This is a genomic window from Pseudomonas sp. MF08817 (assembly GCF_059862705.1).
The window spans coordinates 21,834-38,555 of record NZ_JCBCUY010000014.1 but is presented as its reverse complement, the minus strand read 5'-3'; the positions used below and the strand labels follow the sequence as shown (position 1 = coordinate 38,555).

19 protein-coding genes are annotated in these 16,722 nt (G+C 62.7%); all 19 read right to left on the bottom strand.

Annotation, left to right across the window (positions count from 1 at the left end; all coding sequences use genetic code 11):
* Nucleotides 1-14: 14 nt before the first annotated feature.
* Nucleotides 15-803 carry a protein phosphatase CheZ gene (locus AC19YR_RS10675; RefSeq protein WP_095110673.1) on the bottom strand — a complete coding sequence of 263 codons (789 nt, stop codon included), beginning with the start codon at nt 801-803 and terminating at the stop codon, nt 15-17.
* A 30-nt stretch (nt 804-833) separates the two neighbouring features.
* The gene (locus AC19YR_RS10670) at nt 834-1,205 is read right to left on the bottom strand and encodes a chemotaxis response regulator CheY (protein WP_003183998.1); all 372 of its coding nucleotides are present in this window, start codon (nt 1,203-1,205) and stop codon (nt 834-836) included.
* 167 nt (nt 1,206-1,372) lie between these two features.
* Nucleotides 1,373-2,113 carry an RNA polymerase sigma factor FliA gene (gene fliA, locus AC19YR_RS10665; protein WP_085716996.1) on the bottom strand — a complete coding sequence of 247 codons (741 nt, stop codon included), beginning with the start codon at nt 2,111-2,113 and terminating at the stop codon, nt 1,373-1,375.
* A complete protein-coding gene (gene fleN / locus AC19YR_RS10660) occupies nt 2,110-2,940 on the bottom strand; it encodes a flagellar synthesis regulator FleN (protein ID WP_095110674.1) in 831 nt (276 codons plus the stop codon). Before fleN ends, fliA begins: the two co-directional genes overlap by 4 nt.
* A gap of 118 nt (nt 2,941-3,058) precedes the next feature.
* Complete coding sequence (gene flhF, locus AC19YR_RS10655) at nt 3,059-4,378, bottom strand: flagellar biosynthesis GTPase FlhF (RefSeq protein WP_095110675.1); 1,320 nt, start codon at nt 4,376-4,378, stop codon at nt 3,059-3,061.
* Between the two features lie 11 nt (nt 4,379-4,389).
* Nucleotides 4,390-6,519 carry a flagellar biosynthesis protein FlhA gene (flhA, locus tag AC19YR_RS10650; protein WP_500598362.1) on the bottom strand — a complete coding sequence of 710 codons (2,130 nt, stop codon included), beginning with the start codon at nt 6,517-6,519 and terminating at the stop codon, nt 4,390-4,392.
* Nucleotides 6,520-6,708: 189 nt separating this feature from the next.
* Complete coding sequence (flhB, locus tag AC19YR_RS10645) at nt 6,709-7,845, bottom strand: flagellar biosynthesis protein FlhB (RefSeq protein ID WP_095110677.1); 1,137 nt, start codon at nt 7,843-7,845, stop codon at nt 6,709-6,711.
* A 3-nt stretch (nt 7,846-7,848) separates the two neighbouring features.
* Nucleotides 7,849-8,631, bottom strand: coding sequence for a flagellar biosynthetic protein FliR (gene fliR / locus AC19YR_RS10640; protein WP_095110678.1), 783 nt, complete (start codon nt 8,629-8,631; stop codon nt 7,849-7,851).
* Between the two features lie 3 nt (nt 8,632-8,634).
* On the bottom strand, nt 8,635-8,904 hold the full coding sequence (fliQ, locus tag AC19YR_RS10635) for a flagellar biosynthesis protein FliQ (RefSeq protein WP_095110679.1): 270 nt from the start codon (nt 8,902-8,904) through the stop codon (nt 8,635-8,637).
* Between the two features lie 24 nt (nt 8,905-8,928).
* Complete coding sequence (gene fliP / locus AC19YR_RS10630) at nt 8,929-9,681, bottom strand: flagellar type III secretion system pore protein FliP (protein ID WP_095110680.1); 753 nt, start codon at nt 9,679-9,681, stop codon at nt 8,929-8,931.
* Entirely contained in the window at nt 9,681-10,106 is a 426-nt protein-coding gene (fliO, locus tag AC19YR_RS10625) for a flagellar biosynthetic protein FliO (RefSeq protein WP_095110681.1), read from the bottom strand. The genes fliP and fliO overlap by 1 nt, the downstream gene beginning before the upstream one ends.
* Nucleotides 10,107-10,574, bottom strand: coding sequence for a flagellar motor switch protein FliN (gene fliN, locus AC19YR_RS10620; RefSeq protein WP_095110682.1), 468 nt, complete (start codon nt 10,572-10,574; stop codon nt 10,107-10,109). It abuts the gene before it with no gap.
* 57 nt (nt 10,575-10,631) lie between these two features.
* Nucleotides 10,632-11,600, bottom strand: a complete 969-nt coding sequence (gene fliM, locus AC19YR_RS10615) for a flagellar motor switch protein FliM (protein ID WP_095110683.1) — start codon at nt 11,598-11,600, stop codon at nt 10,632-10,634.
* 9 nt (nt 11,601-11,609) lie between these two features.
* Nucleotides 11,610-12,107 (bottom strand): flagellar basal body-associated protein FliL, encoded by a 498-nt coding sequence (fliL, locus tag AC19YR_RS10610; protein WP_500598359.1) that lies wholly within the window; start codon nt 12,105-12,107, stop codon nt 11,610-11,612.
* Nucleotides 12,108-12,330: 223 nt separating this feature from the next.
* The gene (locus AC19YR_RS10605; protein WP_500598358.1) at nt 12,331-13,674 is read right to left on the bottom strand and encodes a flagellar hook-length control protein FliK; all 1,344 of its coding nucleotides are present in this window, start codon (nt 13,672-13,674) and stop codon (nt 12,331-12,333) included.
* Between the two features lie 107 nt (nt 13,675-13,781).
* Nucleotides 13,782-14,126, bottom strand: a complete 345-nt coding sequence (locus AC19YR_RS10600) for an Hpt domain-containing protein (RefSeq protein WP_500598357.1) — start codon at nt 14,124-14,126, stop codon at nt 13,782-13,784.
* A gap of 30 nt (nt 14,127-14,156) precedes the next feature.
* Nucleotides 14,157-15,872 carry a fused response regulator/phosphatase gene (locus tag AC19YR_RS10595; protein WP_095110687.1) on the bottom strand — a complete coding sequence of 572 codons (1,716 nt, stop codon included), beginning with the start codon at nt 15,870-15,872 and terminating at the stop codon, nt 14,157-14,159.
* Entirely contained in the window at nt 15,869-16,174 is a 306-nt protein-coding gene (locus AC19YR_RS10590; RefSeq protein WP_095110688.1) for an STAS domain-containing protein, read from the bottom strand. The genes AC19YR_RS10595 and AC19YR_RS10590 overlap by 4 nt, the downstream gene beginning before the upstream one ends.
* A gap of 96 nt (nt 16,175-16,270) precedes the next feature.
* Complete coding sequence (fliJ, locus tag AC19YR_RS10585; RefSeq protein WP_095110689.1) at nt 16,271-16,720, bottom strand: flagellar export protein FliJ; 450 nt, start codon at nt 16,718-16,720, stop codon at nt 16,271-16,273.
* Between the last annotated feature and the right edge of the window lie 2 nt (nt 16,721-16,722).

Genomic DNA, 16,722 nt, shown 5'->3' with positions numbered 1-16,722 from the left:
TTTTGTGGGTGCTCCTAGAATCCAAGACTGGAAAGCAAATCGTCTACATCGTCCTGACCGGACATAACGTCTTCACGTTTATCGGCATGAATCTGCGGACCTTCACCCTGCGCCAGGTGTTTTTGTGGATCTTTTTGCGCCAGGATCTCGTCGCGGTCATGCTCGATGCCCGCAAACCGGTCGACCTGGCTGGCCATCAGCACCAGCTTGAGCAAGTTGCTTTCGACTTCCGTGACCAGTTGTGTCACCCGCTTGATGACCTGGCCGGTGAGGTCCTGGTAATCCTGGGCCAGCAGAATGTCGTTGAGGTTGCCCGACACCACGCGTGTTTCTTTCTCGCTGCGGGCCAAAAAAACCTCGACCCGGCGCGCCAGATCGCGAAACTCTTCGGCACCCACTTCGCGGCGCATGAAACGTGCCCAGTCCGCGCTCAGGGCCTGGGCGTCGTGGCCCAAGCCGTTGACCAGCGGCGTGCTGTTTTCCACCAGGTCCATGGTGCGATTGGCCGCAGCCTCGGTCAGCCTGACAACATAACCCAGGCGTTCAGTGGCATCCGTGATCTGGGACACTTCTTCGGCTTGCGGCATGTGCGGGTCGATCTGGAAGTTGACGATGGCGCTGTGCAATTCGCGCGTCAGCTTGCCGACTTCCTGGTACAGGCCGCGGTCACGGGTCTGGTTGAGCTCATGGATCAGTTGCACCGCGTCGCCGAACTTGCCTTTTTCAAGGCTTTCGACCAATTCGTGGGCATGTTTTTTCAGAGTCGATTCAAAATCGCCCTGCGATGATTCGTTATGCTCCATAGCGCCCCCGTGGCGGACTGGCTTCGCGCATCAACCGATGCGTTCGAAGATTTTTTCAATCTTTTCTTTCAACGCCTGGGCCGTGAAGGGTTTGACTACATAGCCGTTCACCCCGGCCTGGGCTGCTTCGATGATCTGTTCGCGCTTGGCTTCAGCGGTGACCATCAACACCGGCAGGTGCTTGAGTTTTTCGTCGGCGCGCACATGGCGCAGCAAGTCGATACCGGTCATGCCAGGCATGTTCCAGTCCGTCACCAGAAAGTCGATGCTGCCGCTGTTGAGCACAGGGATGGCGGTAGTGCCGTCGTCTGCCTCGACCGTGTTGGTGAACCCAAGGTCACGCAACAGGTTTTTTATGATCCGCCGCATCGTTGAGAAGTCATCAACGATGAGGATTTTCATGTTCTTGTCCAATTCGACCTCCAAGCAGTCTTAAACGCATCCAGCACCTGGACACGCCATTTCATCAATCAGGCTGGGCACTCACCGGCGACATGGAGCAAAACGAGCCGAGACCGGTACGGCGCTACGCCGTACCGGCCCCGTTCGCAGAGCCCCCACACTGCCTGTCAGCGCGCTCGCCACTCCCCCAAACGCCCCCGCAAGCGGGCCGCGCACTGGCTGTGTAACTGGCTGACCCGCGACTCGCTGACCCCCAGGACCTCACCGATTTCCTTGAGGTTCAGCTCTTCGTCGTAGTACAGCGCCAAGACCAGTCGCTCACGCTCCGGCAAATTGGCAATCGCGTCCGCCAGCGCAGCCTGGAAGCGCTCGTCTTCCAGGTCGCGCGACGGCTCCAGATGAGCACTCGCGCCATCCTCGTGCAGCCCTTCATGCTCGCCGTCCTGCAAGAGGTCGTCGAAGCTGAACAGGCGACTGCCCAAGGTGTCGTTCAAAATCCCGTAATAATCATCGAGGCTCAATTGGAGTTCGGCCGCAACCTCGTGATCTTTAGCGTCACGACCGGTTTTAGCTTCAATTGAGCGAATGGCATCACTGACCATCCGGGTGTTGCGGTGTACCGAACGGGGGGCCCAGTCGCCTTTACGCACCTCATCGAGCATCGCGCCGCGGATACGAATCCCCGCGTAGGTCTCGAAGCTGGCGCCCTTGCTGGCGTCGTACTTGGTCGAGACTTCAAGCAAACCGATCATCCCGGCCTGGATCAGGTCTTCGACCTGGACGCTGGCGGGCAGGCGTGCCAGCAGGTGGTAAGCAATGCGCTTGACCAAGGGCGCGTAGCGCTCGATCAATTCGTATTGGCTGTCACGCGCCGACTTCTTGTAAAGGTTGTAGCCGCTGGCTGTCATAGCACAGGTCCCGCCGTTTGATGCACAAGCCGCTCGACAAAAAACTCCAGATGCCCGCGCGGGTTAGCGGGCAGTGGCCAGGTATCGACCTTCTGGGCGATGGCTTTGAACGCCAGTGCGCACTTGGAACGAGGGAACGCTTCGTAGACTGCACGCTGCTTTTGCACAGCCTTGCGTACGCACTCGTCGTAGGGAACCGCACCGACGTATTGTAAGGCGACGTCCAGGAAGCGATCAGTGACCTTGGTCAACTTAGCGAACAGGTTGCGCCCTTCCTGCGGGCTCTGGGCCATGTTGGCCAGTACGCGGAAGCGGTTCATGCCGTAGTCGCGGTTGAGCAGTTTGATAAGGGCGTAGGCGTCGGTGATGGAGGTGGGTTCGTCGCACACCACCAGCAGCACTTCCTGGGCCGCGCGCACGAAACTGACCACCGACTCGCCGATCCCGGCGGCCGTGTCGATCACCAGCACGTCGAGGTTGTCGCCGATGTCGCTGAACGCCTGGATCAGGCCGGCATGCTGGGCCGGGCTCAGGTGCACCATGCTCTGGGTGCCCGAGGCTGCCGGCACGATGCGGATCCCGCCGGGGCCCTGGAGCAGCACGTCGCGCAGCTCACAGCGCCCCTCGATCACATCGGCCAGGGTGTGTTTGGGGGTCAGCCCCAGTAACACGTCGACGTTCGCCAGACCCAGGTCGGCGTCCAGCAGCATGACGCGTCGGCCAAGCTCCGCCAGAGCCAGGGACAAGTTCACTGACACGTTAGTCTTCCCGACGCCACCTTTGCCGCCGGTCACCGCGATCACCTGTACGGGATGCATGCTGCCCATGTTCTTTCTATACCTTGTCTTACTTAGACGGAGGCCACATAACTGGCTGCGCGTTCACCGTTGGAACAATGCGTGGCAGGCCATCGATGTAGGTTCACTGCAATCTATTCATTAAACCTCAGCCGACCTGCTTGGCCGGGCTGTGGTAAAGGTCAGCGAACATGTCAGCCATGGCTTCTTCGCTGGGTTCTTCCTGCATTTGCACACTTACGGCACGGCTGACCAATTGGTGGCGGCGCGGCAAGTGCAAGTCATCGGGAATACGCGGCCCATCGGTCAGATAGGCCACCGGTAATTCATGGCTGATAGCCAGGCTCAACACCTCGCCCAGGCTCGCCGTCTCGTCCAGCTTAGTCAGAATGCAGCCAGCCAGCCCGCAACGCTTGTAACTGTGGTACGCGGCGGTCAGCACTTGCTTCTGGCTGGTGGTGGCCAGCACCAGGTAGTTCTTGGAGCGGATGCCGCGCCCGGCCAGGCTTTCCAGCTGCATACGCAGGGCCGGGTCGCTGGCCTGCAGGCCGGCGGTGTCGATCAGCACCACGCGCTTGCGCAGCAGCGGGTCGAGGGCTTGCGCCAAGGACTGGCCCGGATCGACATGGGTCACCGAGACGTTGAGGATGCGGCCCAAGGTCTTGAGCTGCTCCTGAGCGCCGATGCGGTAGCTGTCCATGCTCACCAGGGCGATGTTCTGCGCGCCGTACTTGAGCACGTAACGGGCCGCCAATTTGGCCAGGGTGGTGGTCTTGCCCATGCCGGCGGGGCCGACCATGGCAATCACACCCCCCTCTTCCAGGGGTTCGATTTCCGGCGTGGCGATCATGCGCGCCAAGTGCGCCAACAGCATGCGCCAGGCCTGGCGAGGTTCGTCGAATTCGGTAATCAGGGCCAGCAAGTCCCGCGACAGCGGCCCGGACAAGCCGATGCGCTGCAGGCGCCGCCACAGGTTGGCCTGCTGCGGGCGGCTGCCTTGCAACTGGTTCCAGGCCAGGGAGCCGAGCTGCACTTCCAGCAGTTCGCGCAGGCCATTGAGTTCAAAGCGCATGGAGTCGAACGCGCGCTGGTCCACCGACTGCGAGGCCGGGGCCACCGGCGCCGGGCGTGGCGGCTCGACGAAGGTCGGTTCGATCAGCGGTTCGGCGGCAGTCAGCGGCAGGCCGGCGAACAACTGGCGATTGGTGCTCGGGTCGCCGTCGCCACGCAGGCTCAATTCGGCCTGGGCGGTCACGATGCGCGACTGGGTCTTGCGCAGTTCGTCTTCGAGTTCGATGTTCGGCACGCGCGGGGCCAGGGCCGACAGTTTGTAATCCAGGGCAGCCGTCAGCTCGACACCGCCAGCGATCCGCCGGTTGCCGATGATGGCCGCATCCGCGCCCAGCTCATCACGCACCAGTTTCATGGCCTGACGCATATCGGCGGCGAAAAAACGCTTCACTTGCATAACCCACTACCTCAGCCGTTGGGCCCTACTGTCGCAACGATGGTCACTTGCTTGTTGTCAGGAATTTCCTGATACGCCAACACGTGCAAACCCGGGACCGCCAGGCGTCCGAACCGCGAGAGCATCGCGCGAACGGGGCCGGCTACCAGCAGAATCACCGGTTGACCTTGCATTTCCTGGCGCTGAGCGGCGTCGATCAACGAACGCTGCAGCTTCTCGGCCATGCTTGGCTCCAGCAGAACGCCTTCATCGGCGCCTTGCCCTGCCTTCTGCAGACTATTGAGCAATATTTGTTCCAACCTTGGTTCCAAGGTGATGACAGGCAGCTCAGACTCAGTGCCTACAATGCTTTGCACGATAGCGCGGGACAATCCGACGCGCACCGCGGCAACCAAAGCGGCAGTATCTTGACTCTTGGCTGCATTATTGGCGATGGCTTCGGCAATGCTACGAATGTCGCGTACCGGCACCTGTTCGGCGAGCAAGGCTTGCAGCACTTTGAGCAACTGCGACAGCGACAGCACCCCCGGCACCAGCTCTTCAGCCAGTTTCGGCGAGCCCTTGGCCAGCAATTGCATCAGTTGCTGGACCTCTTCGTGGCCCAGCAGTTCGCTGGAGTGCTTGTAGAGAATCTGGTTCAAGTGGGTCGCCACCACTGTGCTGGCGTCCACCACCGTGTAGCCCAGCGATTGCGCCTGGGAACGCTGACTGATTTCGATCCACACCGCGTCCAGGCCGAAGGCCGGGTCTTTGGCGGTGATGCCGTTGAGGGTGCCGAACACTTGGCCGGGGTTGATTGCCAGTTCGCGGTCCGGGTAGATCTCCGCTTCGGCCAGGATCACGCCCATCAGGGTCAGGCGATAGGCGCTGGGCGCCAGGTCGAGGTTGTCGCGGATATGCACCGTGGGCATGAGAAAGCCCAGGTCCTGGGACAGCTTCTTGCGCACGCCCTTGATCCGCGCCAGCAACTGGCCACCCTGGTTGCGATCCACCAGCGGGATCAAGCGGTAGCCCACTTCCAGGCCGATCATGTCGATGGGGGTCACGTCGTCCCAGCCCAACTCCTTGGTTTCCTGGGCGCGGGCCGGCGACGGCAGCAGCTCCTGCTGGCGCTGCACCTCTTCCAGGGCCTGGACCTTGACGGTGTTCTGTTTTTTCCAGAACAGGTACGCGGCGCCACCGGCCACCGCTGCCATGCTCAGGAACGAGAAGTGCGGCATGCCCGGCACCAGGCCCATCACCGCCATCAGCCCGGCGGACACCGCCAGGGCCTTGGGCGAAGCGAACATCTGCCGGTTGATCTGCTTGCCCATGTCTTCGGAACCCGAAGCCCGGGTCACCATGATCGCGGCAGCGGTGGACAACAGCAGTGATGGCAATTGCGCCACCAAACCGTCACCGATGGTCAGCAAGGCGTACACCTTGCCCGCATCGCCGAAGGTCATGCCGTGCTGGAAGATACCCACGGCCATGCCGCCGATCAGGTTGATGAACAGAATCAGCAGGCCGGCGATGGCATCGCCGCGCACGAATTTGCTGGCACCGTCCATGGAGCCGTAGAACTCGGCTTCCTGGGCCACTTCCGTGCGGCGCATCTTGGCTTGGTTCTGATCGATCAGGCCGGCGTTGAGGTCGGCGTCGATGGCCATTTGTTTGCCGGGCATGGCGTCGAGGGTGAAGCGGGCGCTGACCTCGGAAATCCGCCCGGCACCCTTGGTTACCACGACGAAGTTGATAATCATCAAAATCGCGAACACCACGATACCGACCACGTAGTTACCGCCGATCACCACCTCACCGAAGGCCTGGATCACCTTGCCCGCAGCGGCGTGGCCGTCCTGGCCGTGGAGCATTACCACCCGTGTGGACGCCACGTTGAGCGCCAGGCGCAGCAGCGTCGCCACCAGCAAAATGGTGGGGAACACGGCGAAATCCAGCGGCCGCAAGGCGTACACGCACACCAGTAGGACCACGATGGACAGGGCGATGTTGAAGGTAAAGAACACGTCCAGCAGGAACGGTGGGATCGGCAACATCATCATTGCCAGCATGACCAACAGCAACAACGGCACACCCAGATTGCCCCGCGACAGGTCAGTCAGGTTGTTGCGCGCCGAGTTGAGCAAGTTAGAGCGATCCACCGGAAATTCACCGTTCCTTTTAAAGCAATCTTTTGACGCCAGAGGCAGGCGCAGGGCGGCTACTGCAAGAAGCCTTCCAACTTTTGCGCAGGGGGATGCGGGCGGGCGTTTTAGGTGGGTTTGAGGGCGTTATCGCGGCCGAGCCCACCCCCACAGGGGCCGACTTGGGCCAGGCCGGCTAGCAATACATCAGGAATCGCGGCGCAAATCCGGCGGTATCGGCAGGTCTTTGAGGGGGTCGGGGCGCTTGCCCTTGCCCGCCCGGTGCTGGCGGATCTGATAGACATAGGCCAGCACCTGGGCCACGGCCAGGTACAGCCCCGCGGGGATTTCCTGCTCAAGCTCGGTGGAGTAGAAAATCGAGCGCGCCAGGGCCGGCGACTCCAGCAGGAGGATGTCGTTGGCCACGGCTATTTCGCGGATCTTCAACGCCGTGAAGTCGCTGCCCTTGGCCAGCAGCATGGGCGCAGCGCCCTTCTCCGGGTCGTACTTGAGGGCCACGGCGTAGTGGGTCGGGTTGGTGATAATTACGTCGGCGTCGGGCACCGAGGCCATCATCCGGCGCTGGGACATTTCGTACTGCACCTGACGAATCCGCTGCTTGACCTCCGGGCGCCCTTCCTGGTCCTTGTGCTCGTCGCGAATCTCCTGCTTGGTCATCAACAGCTTCTTGTGGCTTTCCCACAACTGCACGGGCACGTCCACCGCAACGATCAGCAGCAAGCCGCAAGCCATCCACAGAGCGCTCCAGCCCACCACTTGGGCGCTGTGGATAATCGCTTGGTCCAGCGGTTCGTGGGCGATGCGCACCAGGTCGTCGATATCGGCAGACAACACCGCCAACGCCACGAACAGGATGATGAAGAACTTGGCCAGGGCCTTGAGTAGCTCGATCACGGCCTTGGCCGAGAACATGCGCTTAATCCCCGCCCCCGGGTTCATGCGGCTGAATTTCGGCGCCAGGGTGCCGGCGGCGAACAACCAGCCGCCCAGGGCAATCGGCCCGATGATCGCGGCCAGCAACAAGGTAATCAGCACCGGCTGCAAGGCGAGGATGGCGATTTTGCCGGAGTGCAGCAGGTAGCTGGCCATGGCGCCGGTGTCCATCAGCACTTCCCGGGGCAGGGAGAAGTTCAGGCGCATCAGCTCCAGCAGGTCCTGGGCCAGACCGGCGCCGTAGATCAGCAGCGCACTGGCGCCGGCGAGCATGATGGCCAGGGTGTTGAGCTCTTTGGAGCGGGCGATCTCGCCCTTTTCCCGGGAGTCCTTTTTGCGTTTCTCCGTGGGGTCTTCTGTTTTGTCCTGACCGCTTTCACTCTCTGCCATGGCTTAGCGCGCCCGTGCCAGTTCGCGTAAAAACTGCAAGGCCTCGACGGCCAGCGGCTGATACTGATTGAGAATGTCCGCCAGGCCGAACCAGAAAATCACCAGGCCCAGCACCATGGTCAGGGGAAAACCGATGGAGAAGATGTTCAGTTGCGGCGCGGCGCGGGTCATCACGCCGAAAGCGACGTTAACCACCAGCAACGCGGTGATGGCCGGCAGTACCAGCATCAGCGCCGCGCCCAGCACCCAGCCGAGCTTGCCGGCCACTTCCCAGAAACTGTTGACGAGGATGCCACCGCCCACCGGCAGCGTGGTGAAGCTCTCGGTCAGCACCTCGAACACCACCAGGTGGCCGTTCATGGCCAGAAACAGCAGGGTCACCAGCATGGTCAGGAACTGCCCGATCACCGCCACCGACACGCCGTTGGTGGGGTCAACCATGGAGGCGAAGCCCATGCCCATCTGGATCGCGACGATTTGCCCGGCCACCACGAATGCCTGGAAAAACAACTGCAACGAAAAGCCCAGCAAGGCGCCGATGATGACCTGCTCGGCCACCAGCAGCAGCGCGCTGAGATCCAGGGCATTGACCTCGGGCATGGGCGGCAGGCCCGGTACCACGACCACGGTAATGGCCAGGGCGAAATACAGGCGGATGCGCGTCGACACCAAGGTGGTGCCGATGATGGGCATGGTCATCAACACGGCGGCGATACGGAACAACGGCAGCATGAAGGTCGCCACCCAGGTGCCGATTTGCGCGTCCGTCAGCGCCAGCAAAGACATGGCCTAGCCAATCAACTGCGGAATACTGCCGTACAACTGCAGGATGTATTCCATAAAGGACTGCACCAGCCAGGGGCCGGCGACGATCAGCGTCACCAGCATCACCAGCAGGCGCGGCAGAAAGCTCAGGGTTTGTTCGTTGATCTGGGTCGCGGCCTGGAACATCGCCACCAACAGGCCCACCAACAGGCTGGGCACCACCAGCACCGCCACCATCATGGTGGTCAGCCACAGCGCTTCGCGAAACAGGTCAACCGCTACTTCAGGCGTCATGACAGGCTACCCGCCAGTAAAAAGCTAAACACCACCGAAACTGCCCGCCAGGGTGCCGATTATCAGCGCCCAGCCATCCACCAGGACGAACAGCATGATCTTGAACGGCAAGGAAATAATCAGCGGCGACAGCATCATCATGCCCATGGCCATCAGCACACTGGCCACCACCAGGTCGATGATGAGAAACGGAATGAAGATCATGAAGCCGATCTGGAACGCGGTTTTCAGCTCCGAGGTGACAAAGGCCGGCACCAGGATAGTCAGCGGCGCCTGATCCGGCGTGGCGATGTCCGTGCGCTTGGACAGGCGCACGAACAGCTCCAGGTCGCTGCTGCGGGTCTGGGCCAGCATGAAATCCTTGAGGGGCACCTGGGCCTTGGCCACGGCGTCCTGGGCGCTGAGTTTTTCCGCCAGATACGGTTGCAGGGCGTCCTGGTTCACCCGGTCGAACACCGGGGCCATGATGAACATGGTCAGAAACAGCGCCATGCCGGTGAGGATCTGGTTCGACGGCGTCTGCTGCAGGCCCAGGGCCTGACGCAGGATGGAAAAGACGATGATGATCCGGGTGAAACTGGTCATCAGCATGACGAACGCCGGGATAAAGCTCAGCGCCGTCATTATCAGCAGGATTTGCAGGCTGACCGAATACTCTTGCTGGCCATCGGCCCCGGTGCCCAGGGTAATCGCCGGGATCGACAGCGGGTCGGCCGCCCACACCAGAGGCGTGGCCAGCATCAGGGCCAGCGCCAGCATCACGCGCAACGCAACCATCACTTCTTATCCTTGCCTAGAATTTCCATCAGCCGCTGGGCGAACTCCGGGGTGGCCGGTTCGCTGCTGGGCACCTGCACCGGCTCCTTGAGCACATGCAGCGCCGTGATGGTGCCCGGGGTCAGGCCCAGCAGGATCTGCTCGTTGCCCACTTGCACCAGCACCAGACGATCGCGCGGGCCCAGGGCGCGGGAACCGATCAACTCGATCACCTGGCCCTTGCCTGCCGGCCCGGCCTGCTGCACCCGGCGCAGCAGCCAGGCGAGGAAGAAAATCAACCCCAGCACCAGCAGCAGGCCCAGCACCAATTGCGTCAATTGCCCGGCCACACCACTGCTGGCCACCGGTTTGGCCACCGCCGCCACAGGCTCGGCCGCCAGCACGCTGAACGGCAGCGCCAGAAGAACGCCCAGGAGCCGTTTCACTTAGCGCAGCTTCTTGATGCGTTCGCTGGGGCTAATCACGTCAGTCAGGCGGATGCCGAACTTTTCGTTGACCACCACCACTTCGCCGTGGGCGATCAACGTGCCGTTGACCAGCACGTCCAGCGGCTCGCCCGCCAGGCGATCGAGTTCGATCACCGAGCCCTGGTTGAGCTGCAACAGGTTGCGGATGTTGATATCGGTGCTGCCCACTTCCATGGAGATCGACACCGGAATATCCAGGATCACATCCAGGTTCGGGCCTTCCAGGCTCACCGGCTCGTGGCTTTTAGGCACGCTGCCGAATTCTTCCATCGGCAAGCGGTTGGAGCTGGGCGCCGTGCCCGCGTCCGCCGCCAGCAAGGCGTCGATATCGTCCTGCCCGGCATCGCCGGATTCGCCCAGTGCCGCAGCCCATTCATCGGCCAGGGCCTGGTCTTCGGCGCTAATCATGTCGTGTTCGTCAGCCATCAGTTGTCCTCGGCGGGCAGTCAATCAATTAACAACGCTAATTCGTATCGGGGCCGCCTAGCGGCGCTCGATGGGTTCAATCACTTGCAGCGCCAGGTTGCCCTTATGGGAACCGAGCTTGACCTTGAACGCCGGTACGCCGTTGGCGCGCATGACCATTTCGTCCGGCAACTCCACCGGGATCACATCCCCCGGCTGCATGTGCAGGATGTCGCGCAGGCGCAACTGGCGACGGGCCACGGTGGCGCTCAGGGGCACGTCCACATCCAGCACGTCCTCGCGCAGGGCCTTGACCCAGCGCTCGTCCTGGTCGTCCAGGTCGGACTGGAAGCCCGCGTCGAGCATCTCGCGCACCGGCTCGATCATCGAGTACGGCATGGTCACGTGCAGGTCGCCGCCACCGCCATCGAGTTCGATATGGAAGGTCGAAACCACCACCGCCTCGCTGGGGCCGACGATGTTGGCCATGGCCGGGTTCACTTCCGAGTTGATGTACTCGAAGTTGACTTCCATGATCGCCTGCCAGGCCTCCTTCAAGTCGGTGAAGGCCTGTTCCAGCACCATGCGCACCACCCGCAGTTCGGTGGGCGTGAATTCACGGCCCTCGATCTTGGCGTGGCGGCCATCGCCGCCGAAGAAGTTGTCCACCAACTTGAACACCAACTTGGCGTCGAGGATGAACAGCGCGGTGCCGCGCAGCGGCTTGATCTTCACCAGGTTGAGGCTGGTGGGCACATACAGCGAATGCACGTACTCGCCGAACTTCATCACCTGCACGCCGCCCACCGCCACGTCCGCCGAACGGCGCAGCATGTTGAACATGCTGATGCGGGTATAGCGGGCAAAGCGTTCGTTAATCATCTCCAGGGTCGGCATGCGCCCGCGCACGATGCGATCCTGGCTGGTCAGGTCGTAGCTTTTGACGCTGCCGGGCTCGGCGGCGTTATCGGTCTGTACCAGACCGTCATCGACGCCATGCAGCAGCGCATCGATCTCATCCTGGGACAGCAGGTCTTGCACGGCCATGTCGTGTTCCTACTGCAGTACGAAGTTAGTAAAGAGCAACTGCTCGACCACCACTTTGCCCACTTCTTTCTGCGCCACTTCCTGCACGCTGGCGGTTGCCTTCTGGCGCAGCATTTCCTGGCCGACCGGGGTGGCCAGGGTGTCGAAGCTCTGTGCGGAAAACAGCATGACCAGGTTGTTGCGGATCACCGGCATATGCACTTTCAGGGCATCCAGGTCAGCCTGGTTGCGCGCCAGCAGGGTGATGCTCACCTGCATATAGCGTTGGCGGCCGTTCTGGTTGAAGTTGGCGACAAAGGCCGGGGCCATGGGCTCGTAGATCGCCACCGGCTTAAGGTTGCTCGCCGCCTCGGGCGCCACCTCGGGGGTGCTTTTGGCGCTGTGCATGAAATACCAGGTCGCCCCCACGGACAGGCCGATGGCCAGCAGCACTGCCGCCACAATCACCAGGATCAGCTTGAGCTTGCCTTTCCCGGCGGGTTCTTTCACTGCTTCGCTATTCGCCATGCCAATAATCCGTCGCTTTTCGGGTTTTCACAGTCGCACGGCAAGGCAAGAGCAAGTGTTATGCCAGAGTTGTCAGGGAATTTGAGAACGGCTGTGCAAGCAGGCTCACAGTCAAATCGGCGGCTGATGCCGCGCTATCGCGAGCAGGCTCGCTCCCACGGGGTCCGGCTTGAGTGGGAGCGAGCTCGCTCGCGATGGCGGCCTGCCCGGTGCGGCCCAGGCATCAGGCGTAGTAATCCACCGCGCTGGAGCCGATCACCTGGCTCAGGCCGCTGGCGGGCGCCGCTTCGGCGGCGATGCTCAGGTCATCTTCCACGCCAGCATCACGGCGGGCGCCGCTGGGGCTGGTGTGGTTCTGGCCTTGATGGGCCTGTTCCTGGCCGCGGTTCTGGTCCGAGACGTTGACGTCCACCTGGCCCATGCCCTGCTGGGTAAACATCTCCCGCAGGCGGAACATCTGGCCTTCCAAGGCTTCGCGCACGCCAGCGTGGCCGCTCATGAAGCTGACCTGGGTCGGCTGGTCGGTGGCCATATTCACGCGGATATCCAGGCGCCCCAGTTCGGCCGGCTCCAACTGGATGTCGGCAGACTTGAGGTTGACGCTGGACAGGTACATCACCCGGTTGACCACTTCTTCGGTCCAGCCACTTTGGTGCATGGCCAGCGGCTGGTTGACCGGCACCACGTTGGCGGTCTTGGCGGTGGTGGCCTGGGTCAGGTTGGCCAAACGGCTGGCGAAATCGTCGACGCGGGTGTCACTGGCAGCGCCCTTGAGGTCCTTAAGGCCATCATCGAGCAAAGCCGTGAAAGTTTTTTCGCCGCCCTGCCCGGAACTGTCGGTGGCCGCCTGCTGGTCGAGCATCGAGGCCATGCCGTTGGCGAAGTTCTGCGCCGGGGTCAGTGGCGCCTGTTCAGGCGCCGCCTTGGCCGGGCCTTGGCTGGAAGCCGAGACATGGCCGCTTTGCTCCATGGCCAGGCGCACAACGGGCAAGGCATCCAACGGGTCGGCTTCGGGGTCGAATTCAGTCTCGGCAACGGTGGACTGGGCCGCCACGGCCGCCGCCAACGGCGCCTCGATCCGCGCCTGCGCCTCAGTGGCCGCAGCGCTGGCCGAGGGCGCCGGCACAGGCGCCGGGGCAACCGGCAGCACCGCTTGCATCAAGGCCGGATCAAGCGCGGGGTCAAGTGCCGGGTCGGCGGGCGGGGCCACCACCACAGGTGCCTGTTCGGCGCTGTCGGCATCGGCATCGGTGTTGTCTGGGGCTACCGGCTCGACAGGCAAGGTATTGCCGCTATCGGCAACCGTCGGTTCAGGGGTGGCCGCCTTATCGGCGCCAGCGTCCTGCTTGGATGGCTTGTCGTGCTTGTTGGCCACGGCTTCGCGCCCACCCTTGTGTGCCCCTTCACTCACCGGCGCCGGGGTGTTCACAGCCTCCTTGGCGTACACGCTGGAGAAGCTCGACCCGCTGTCCTCGGGCTTTGCCGCCGCCGTCAGGGAATTGGCGCTGGCCGACTGAGCCTTGGCTGCCGGGGCGCTCTGCAAAAGGGAATTGGGGGTCAGGGGCATAACAGGTTCTCCACTGCACTGGGCTCGTAGGTACAGGTGGAGAACTGCATTGCAAGGCGCGGGCCAGGTTGCCAGGTTCGCGCTGTTTTTGTCCGCAGCGGTGCTGCTCAACCGCGAAACGCATCGGCCTCTTGCCGATACAACTGGCTCACGATGGCAAATTCGCGGTCGATCTGCGCCACCAGTGCGTCGACGTCCTGCGGCGCCAGGTCGGCCGCGCTCTGTTCCAGGCGATGGCACAGGGCCGCCAGGTGCACCGCGCCCATATTGCTGCTACTGCCCTTGAAGCTGTGGGCGGTGGCGACCAGTTGCCGGCGGTCACTGGCTTTGTGCAGTTGCTGCAAACGCTGGTGCGAGTCGCTGATGAAGGTCTCGAGCAGCGCACCGAACTCCCCTTCCATCACCTCCTGCAGCGCACTCAATACGTCGCGGTCCAGATGAATCTCAGCCACTTGTTCGCTCCCTGCTCAAGAATGGGCGGATTATGCCTGAGCCGCCCAGGAAAACTCCACGCGGGCACAGCGCCCGTTGTCCGACCAACTGGCGTTGCGGCTCAGTTGGCGTATCAGATTCACACCGCGCCCGGACAAGCGCCCCACCTCCGTCGGCGCGGCCATGACGTGCCCCACATCAAACCCCAGGCCACTGTCCTCGACCCGGATCACCAGGCTGCCGCCCTCCTCTTGCGGCGCCACCTGCAGATGCACGCGCACATAGCCTTCGACCAAGGCGCCGAGGCGCTCCGCGCGCGCTTGGTAATAGCTGGCAAACCCCCGGGCATCGCGCTTGATGGCTGAGTCCAGGCCCAGCACGCCGTGTTCCAGGGCGTTGGAGTAAAGCTCGGCCAGCACGCTGTAGAGTGCCGCGCTCTGGGCCCGCAGGCCGTGCACCTCCAACAGCAGTTGCAGCAAGTAGGGCAAGGGGTTGAAGCGTTTGAGGGTGGCAGCGCGGAATTCAAAACTCACCGACCAGTCCAGCGGGCACAGCTGGCCGCTGTCGGAGTAAACCATGGTCGGCGCGACCCACTCCTGAGCCTGGCCCTGGGTGACCTCGACCATGCTCACGTCATCCCGGGCGCGGCCGCCGAAGCGTTGCAGCGCCACTTCGATTTCCTCGAACAGGTGCTCGGGCTGGCGGTTGGCGGCGAATACCTGCTGCAAACGCTCGGCGCCGAACAGTTGCTCGTGGGCGTCGCAGGTGTCGATCACCCCGTCCGAGAGCAGGAACACCCGATCCCCCGGCGCCATCGGCCAAACGTGGGTGCGGTCATCGAACGCCTCGGCGCCCAGTACCCCCAGAGGCAGGTGCTCGGACAGCAGCGGCGTGCGCACCCCGGTTACCGCGCAATGCAGGTAGCCATCGGGCATGCCGCCGTTCCACACCTCCACCGAGCAGCGCTGGGCGCTGAGGCACAACAGCGTGGCGCAGCAGAACATGTCCACCGGCAGGATGCGTTTGAGCTTGGCGTTCATCTCCCGCAGCGTCTCGGCCAGGCCATAGCCCTTGGCCGTCATGCCATAGAACACCTCCGCCAACGGCATGGCGCCCACGGCGGCGGGCAAGCCATGGCCAGTGAAATCCCCCAGCAACACGTGCATGTCCCCGGCGGGTGTGAAGGCGGCGAGCAGCAAATCGCCATTGAACAAGGCATAGGGCGATTGCAGGTAGCGGATATTGGCAGCGCTCAGGCAGCCTGAATGGGCGACTTTGTCGAACACAGCCTTGGCCACCCGCTGCTCGTTGAGCAGGTAGTCGTGGTGGCTGGCGATCTGGTCGCGCTGTTGCAGCACCGTGGCCTGCAGGCGACGCAAGCGGTCCATGGCCTTGATCTTGGCGGCGAGGATCACCGGGTTGTAGGGCTTGGCCAGGAAGTCATCGCCGCCCGCCTCCAGGCACCGCGCCAAGGCGTGGCTCTCGCTCAGGGAGGTGAGGAAGATGATCGGCACCAGTGCCTCGCCGGCCAGCGCCTTGATCTGACGCGCAGCCTCGAAGCCGTCCATCACCGGCATCATCGCGTCCATCAACACCAGGTGCGGGCGCTGCTGGCTAAACAGCGCCACCGCCTCGGCGCCATCGCGGGCGGCGAGCACGGCGTGGCCCTGGCGGCGCACGATGTTCGACAGGAGCATGCGGTCGGCGGCGCTGTCTTCGGCAATCAGGATCGTCAGGCCTTCGCTCGTCGGTGCAAGGCCGCTCAACTGATGTCGAACAGCTTGTCGAAATTGGAAATCGCCAGGATCTTGCGCACGTCCGAGCTGCTGTTGATAACCCGCACGTCGGCATCGTCGCCGCCGGCGTGGTCGCGCAGCAAGAGCAGCATGCCCAAGGCAGAGCTGTCGAGGTAGGTGGCTTCTTTCAAGTCCACCACAAAAGACTCAGGTATTCGGTTGAGCCGTTCATAGGCCTCGCGAAATTCCTGGTGCCTGCCGAAATCGAACCGTCCTTTGATCGATATCGTCAGTTTTTGCCCATCCGGGGAAACTTCAGTAACAACCGACATGATGAATACGTCCTTGTCATTGGCAACCTGTACAAGGTGTAGCAGCCTGTAGAGATACGGGCAACCGCAGACACTGGCCAATGGCCAAATAAATCCTCAATAGACGTCGTGGCGCGGCAGGCGCTGGGACAGTTCATCCAGCAGTTTTTGCTCGCGCTTGTCTTCCAGCGCCCGCGCCTCGTCAACGTAGCGCTGCACCAGTTTGCGCAGGCCCTCGACCCGGGCGTAGGCCTGCTGCCAGGCTTCGCGGGCCTTGTTGAGATTGTTTTCGTGCCAGGCCAGGCTCTGGCGCTGCTGGCCGACGGCGGTTTCCAGTTGGTTGAGAAAGTGCTGGTAATTCATCAGCCATTGCCCGGACACCCCGTGGCTGCCGCGCTCGATCCACTGCTGCTGGTATTCGGCGCGAAAGCGTTCCAGGTCGCCGAGCTTGCTTTGCGCCAATTGCACCTGGCCCTGGAAATGCCCCAGGCGCTGGGCAGCACTGCGCTCGGCGCTTTCGGCCATATCGACCACGGGGGCCAGGCGCGTTGCACGGCTTTGGGCCATGG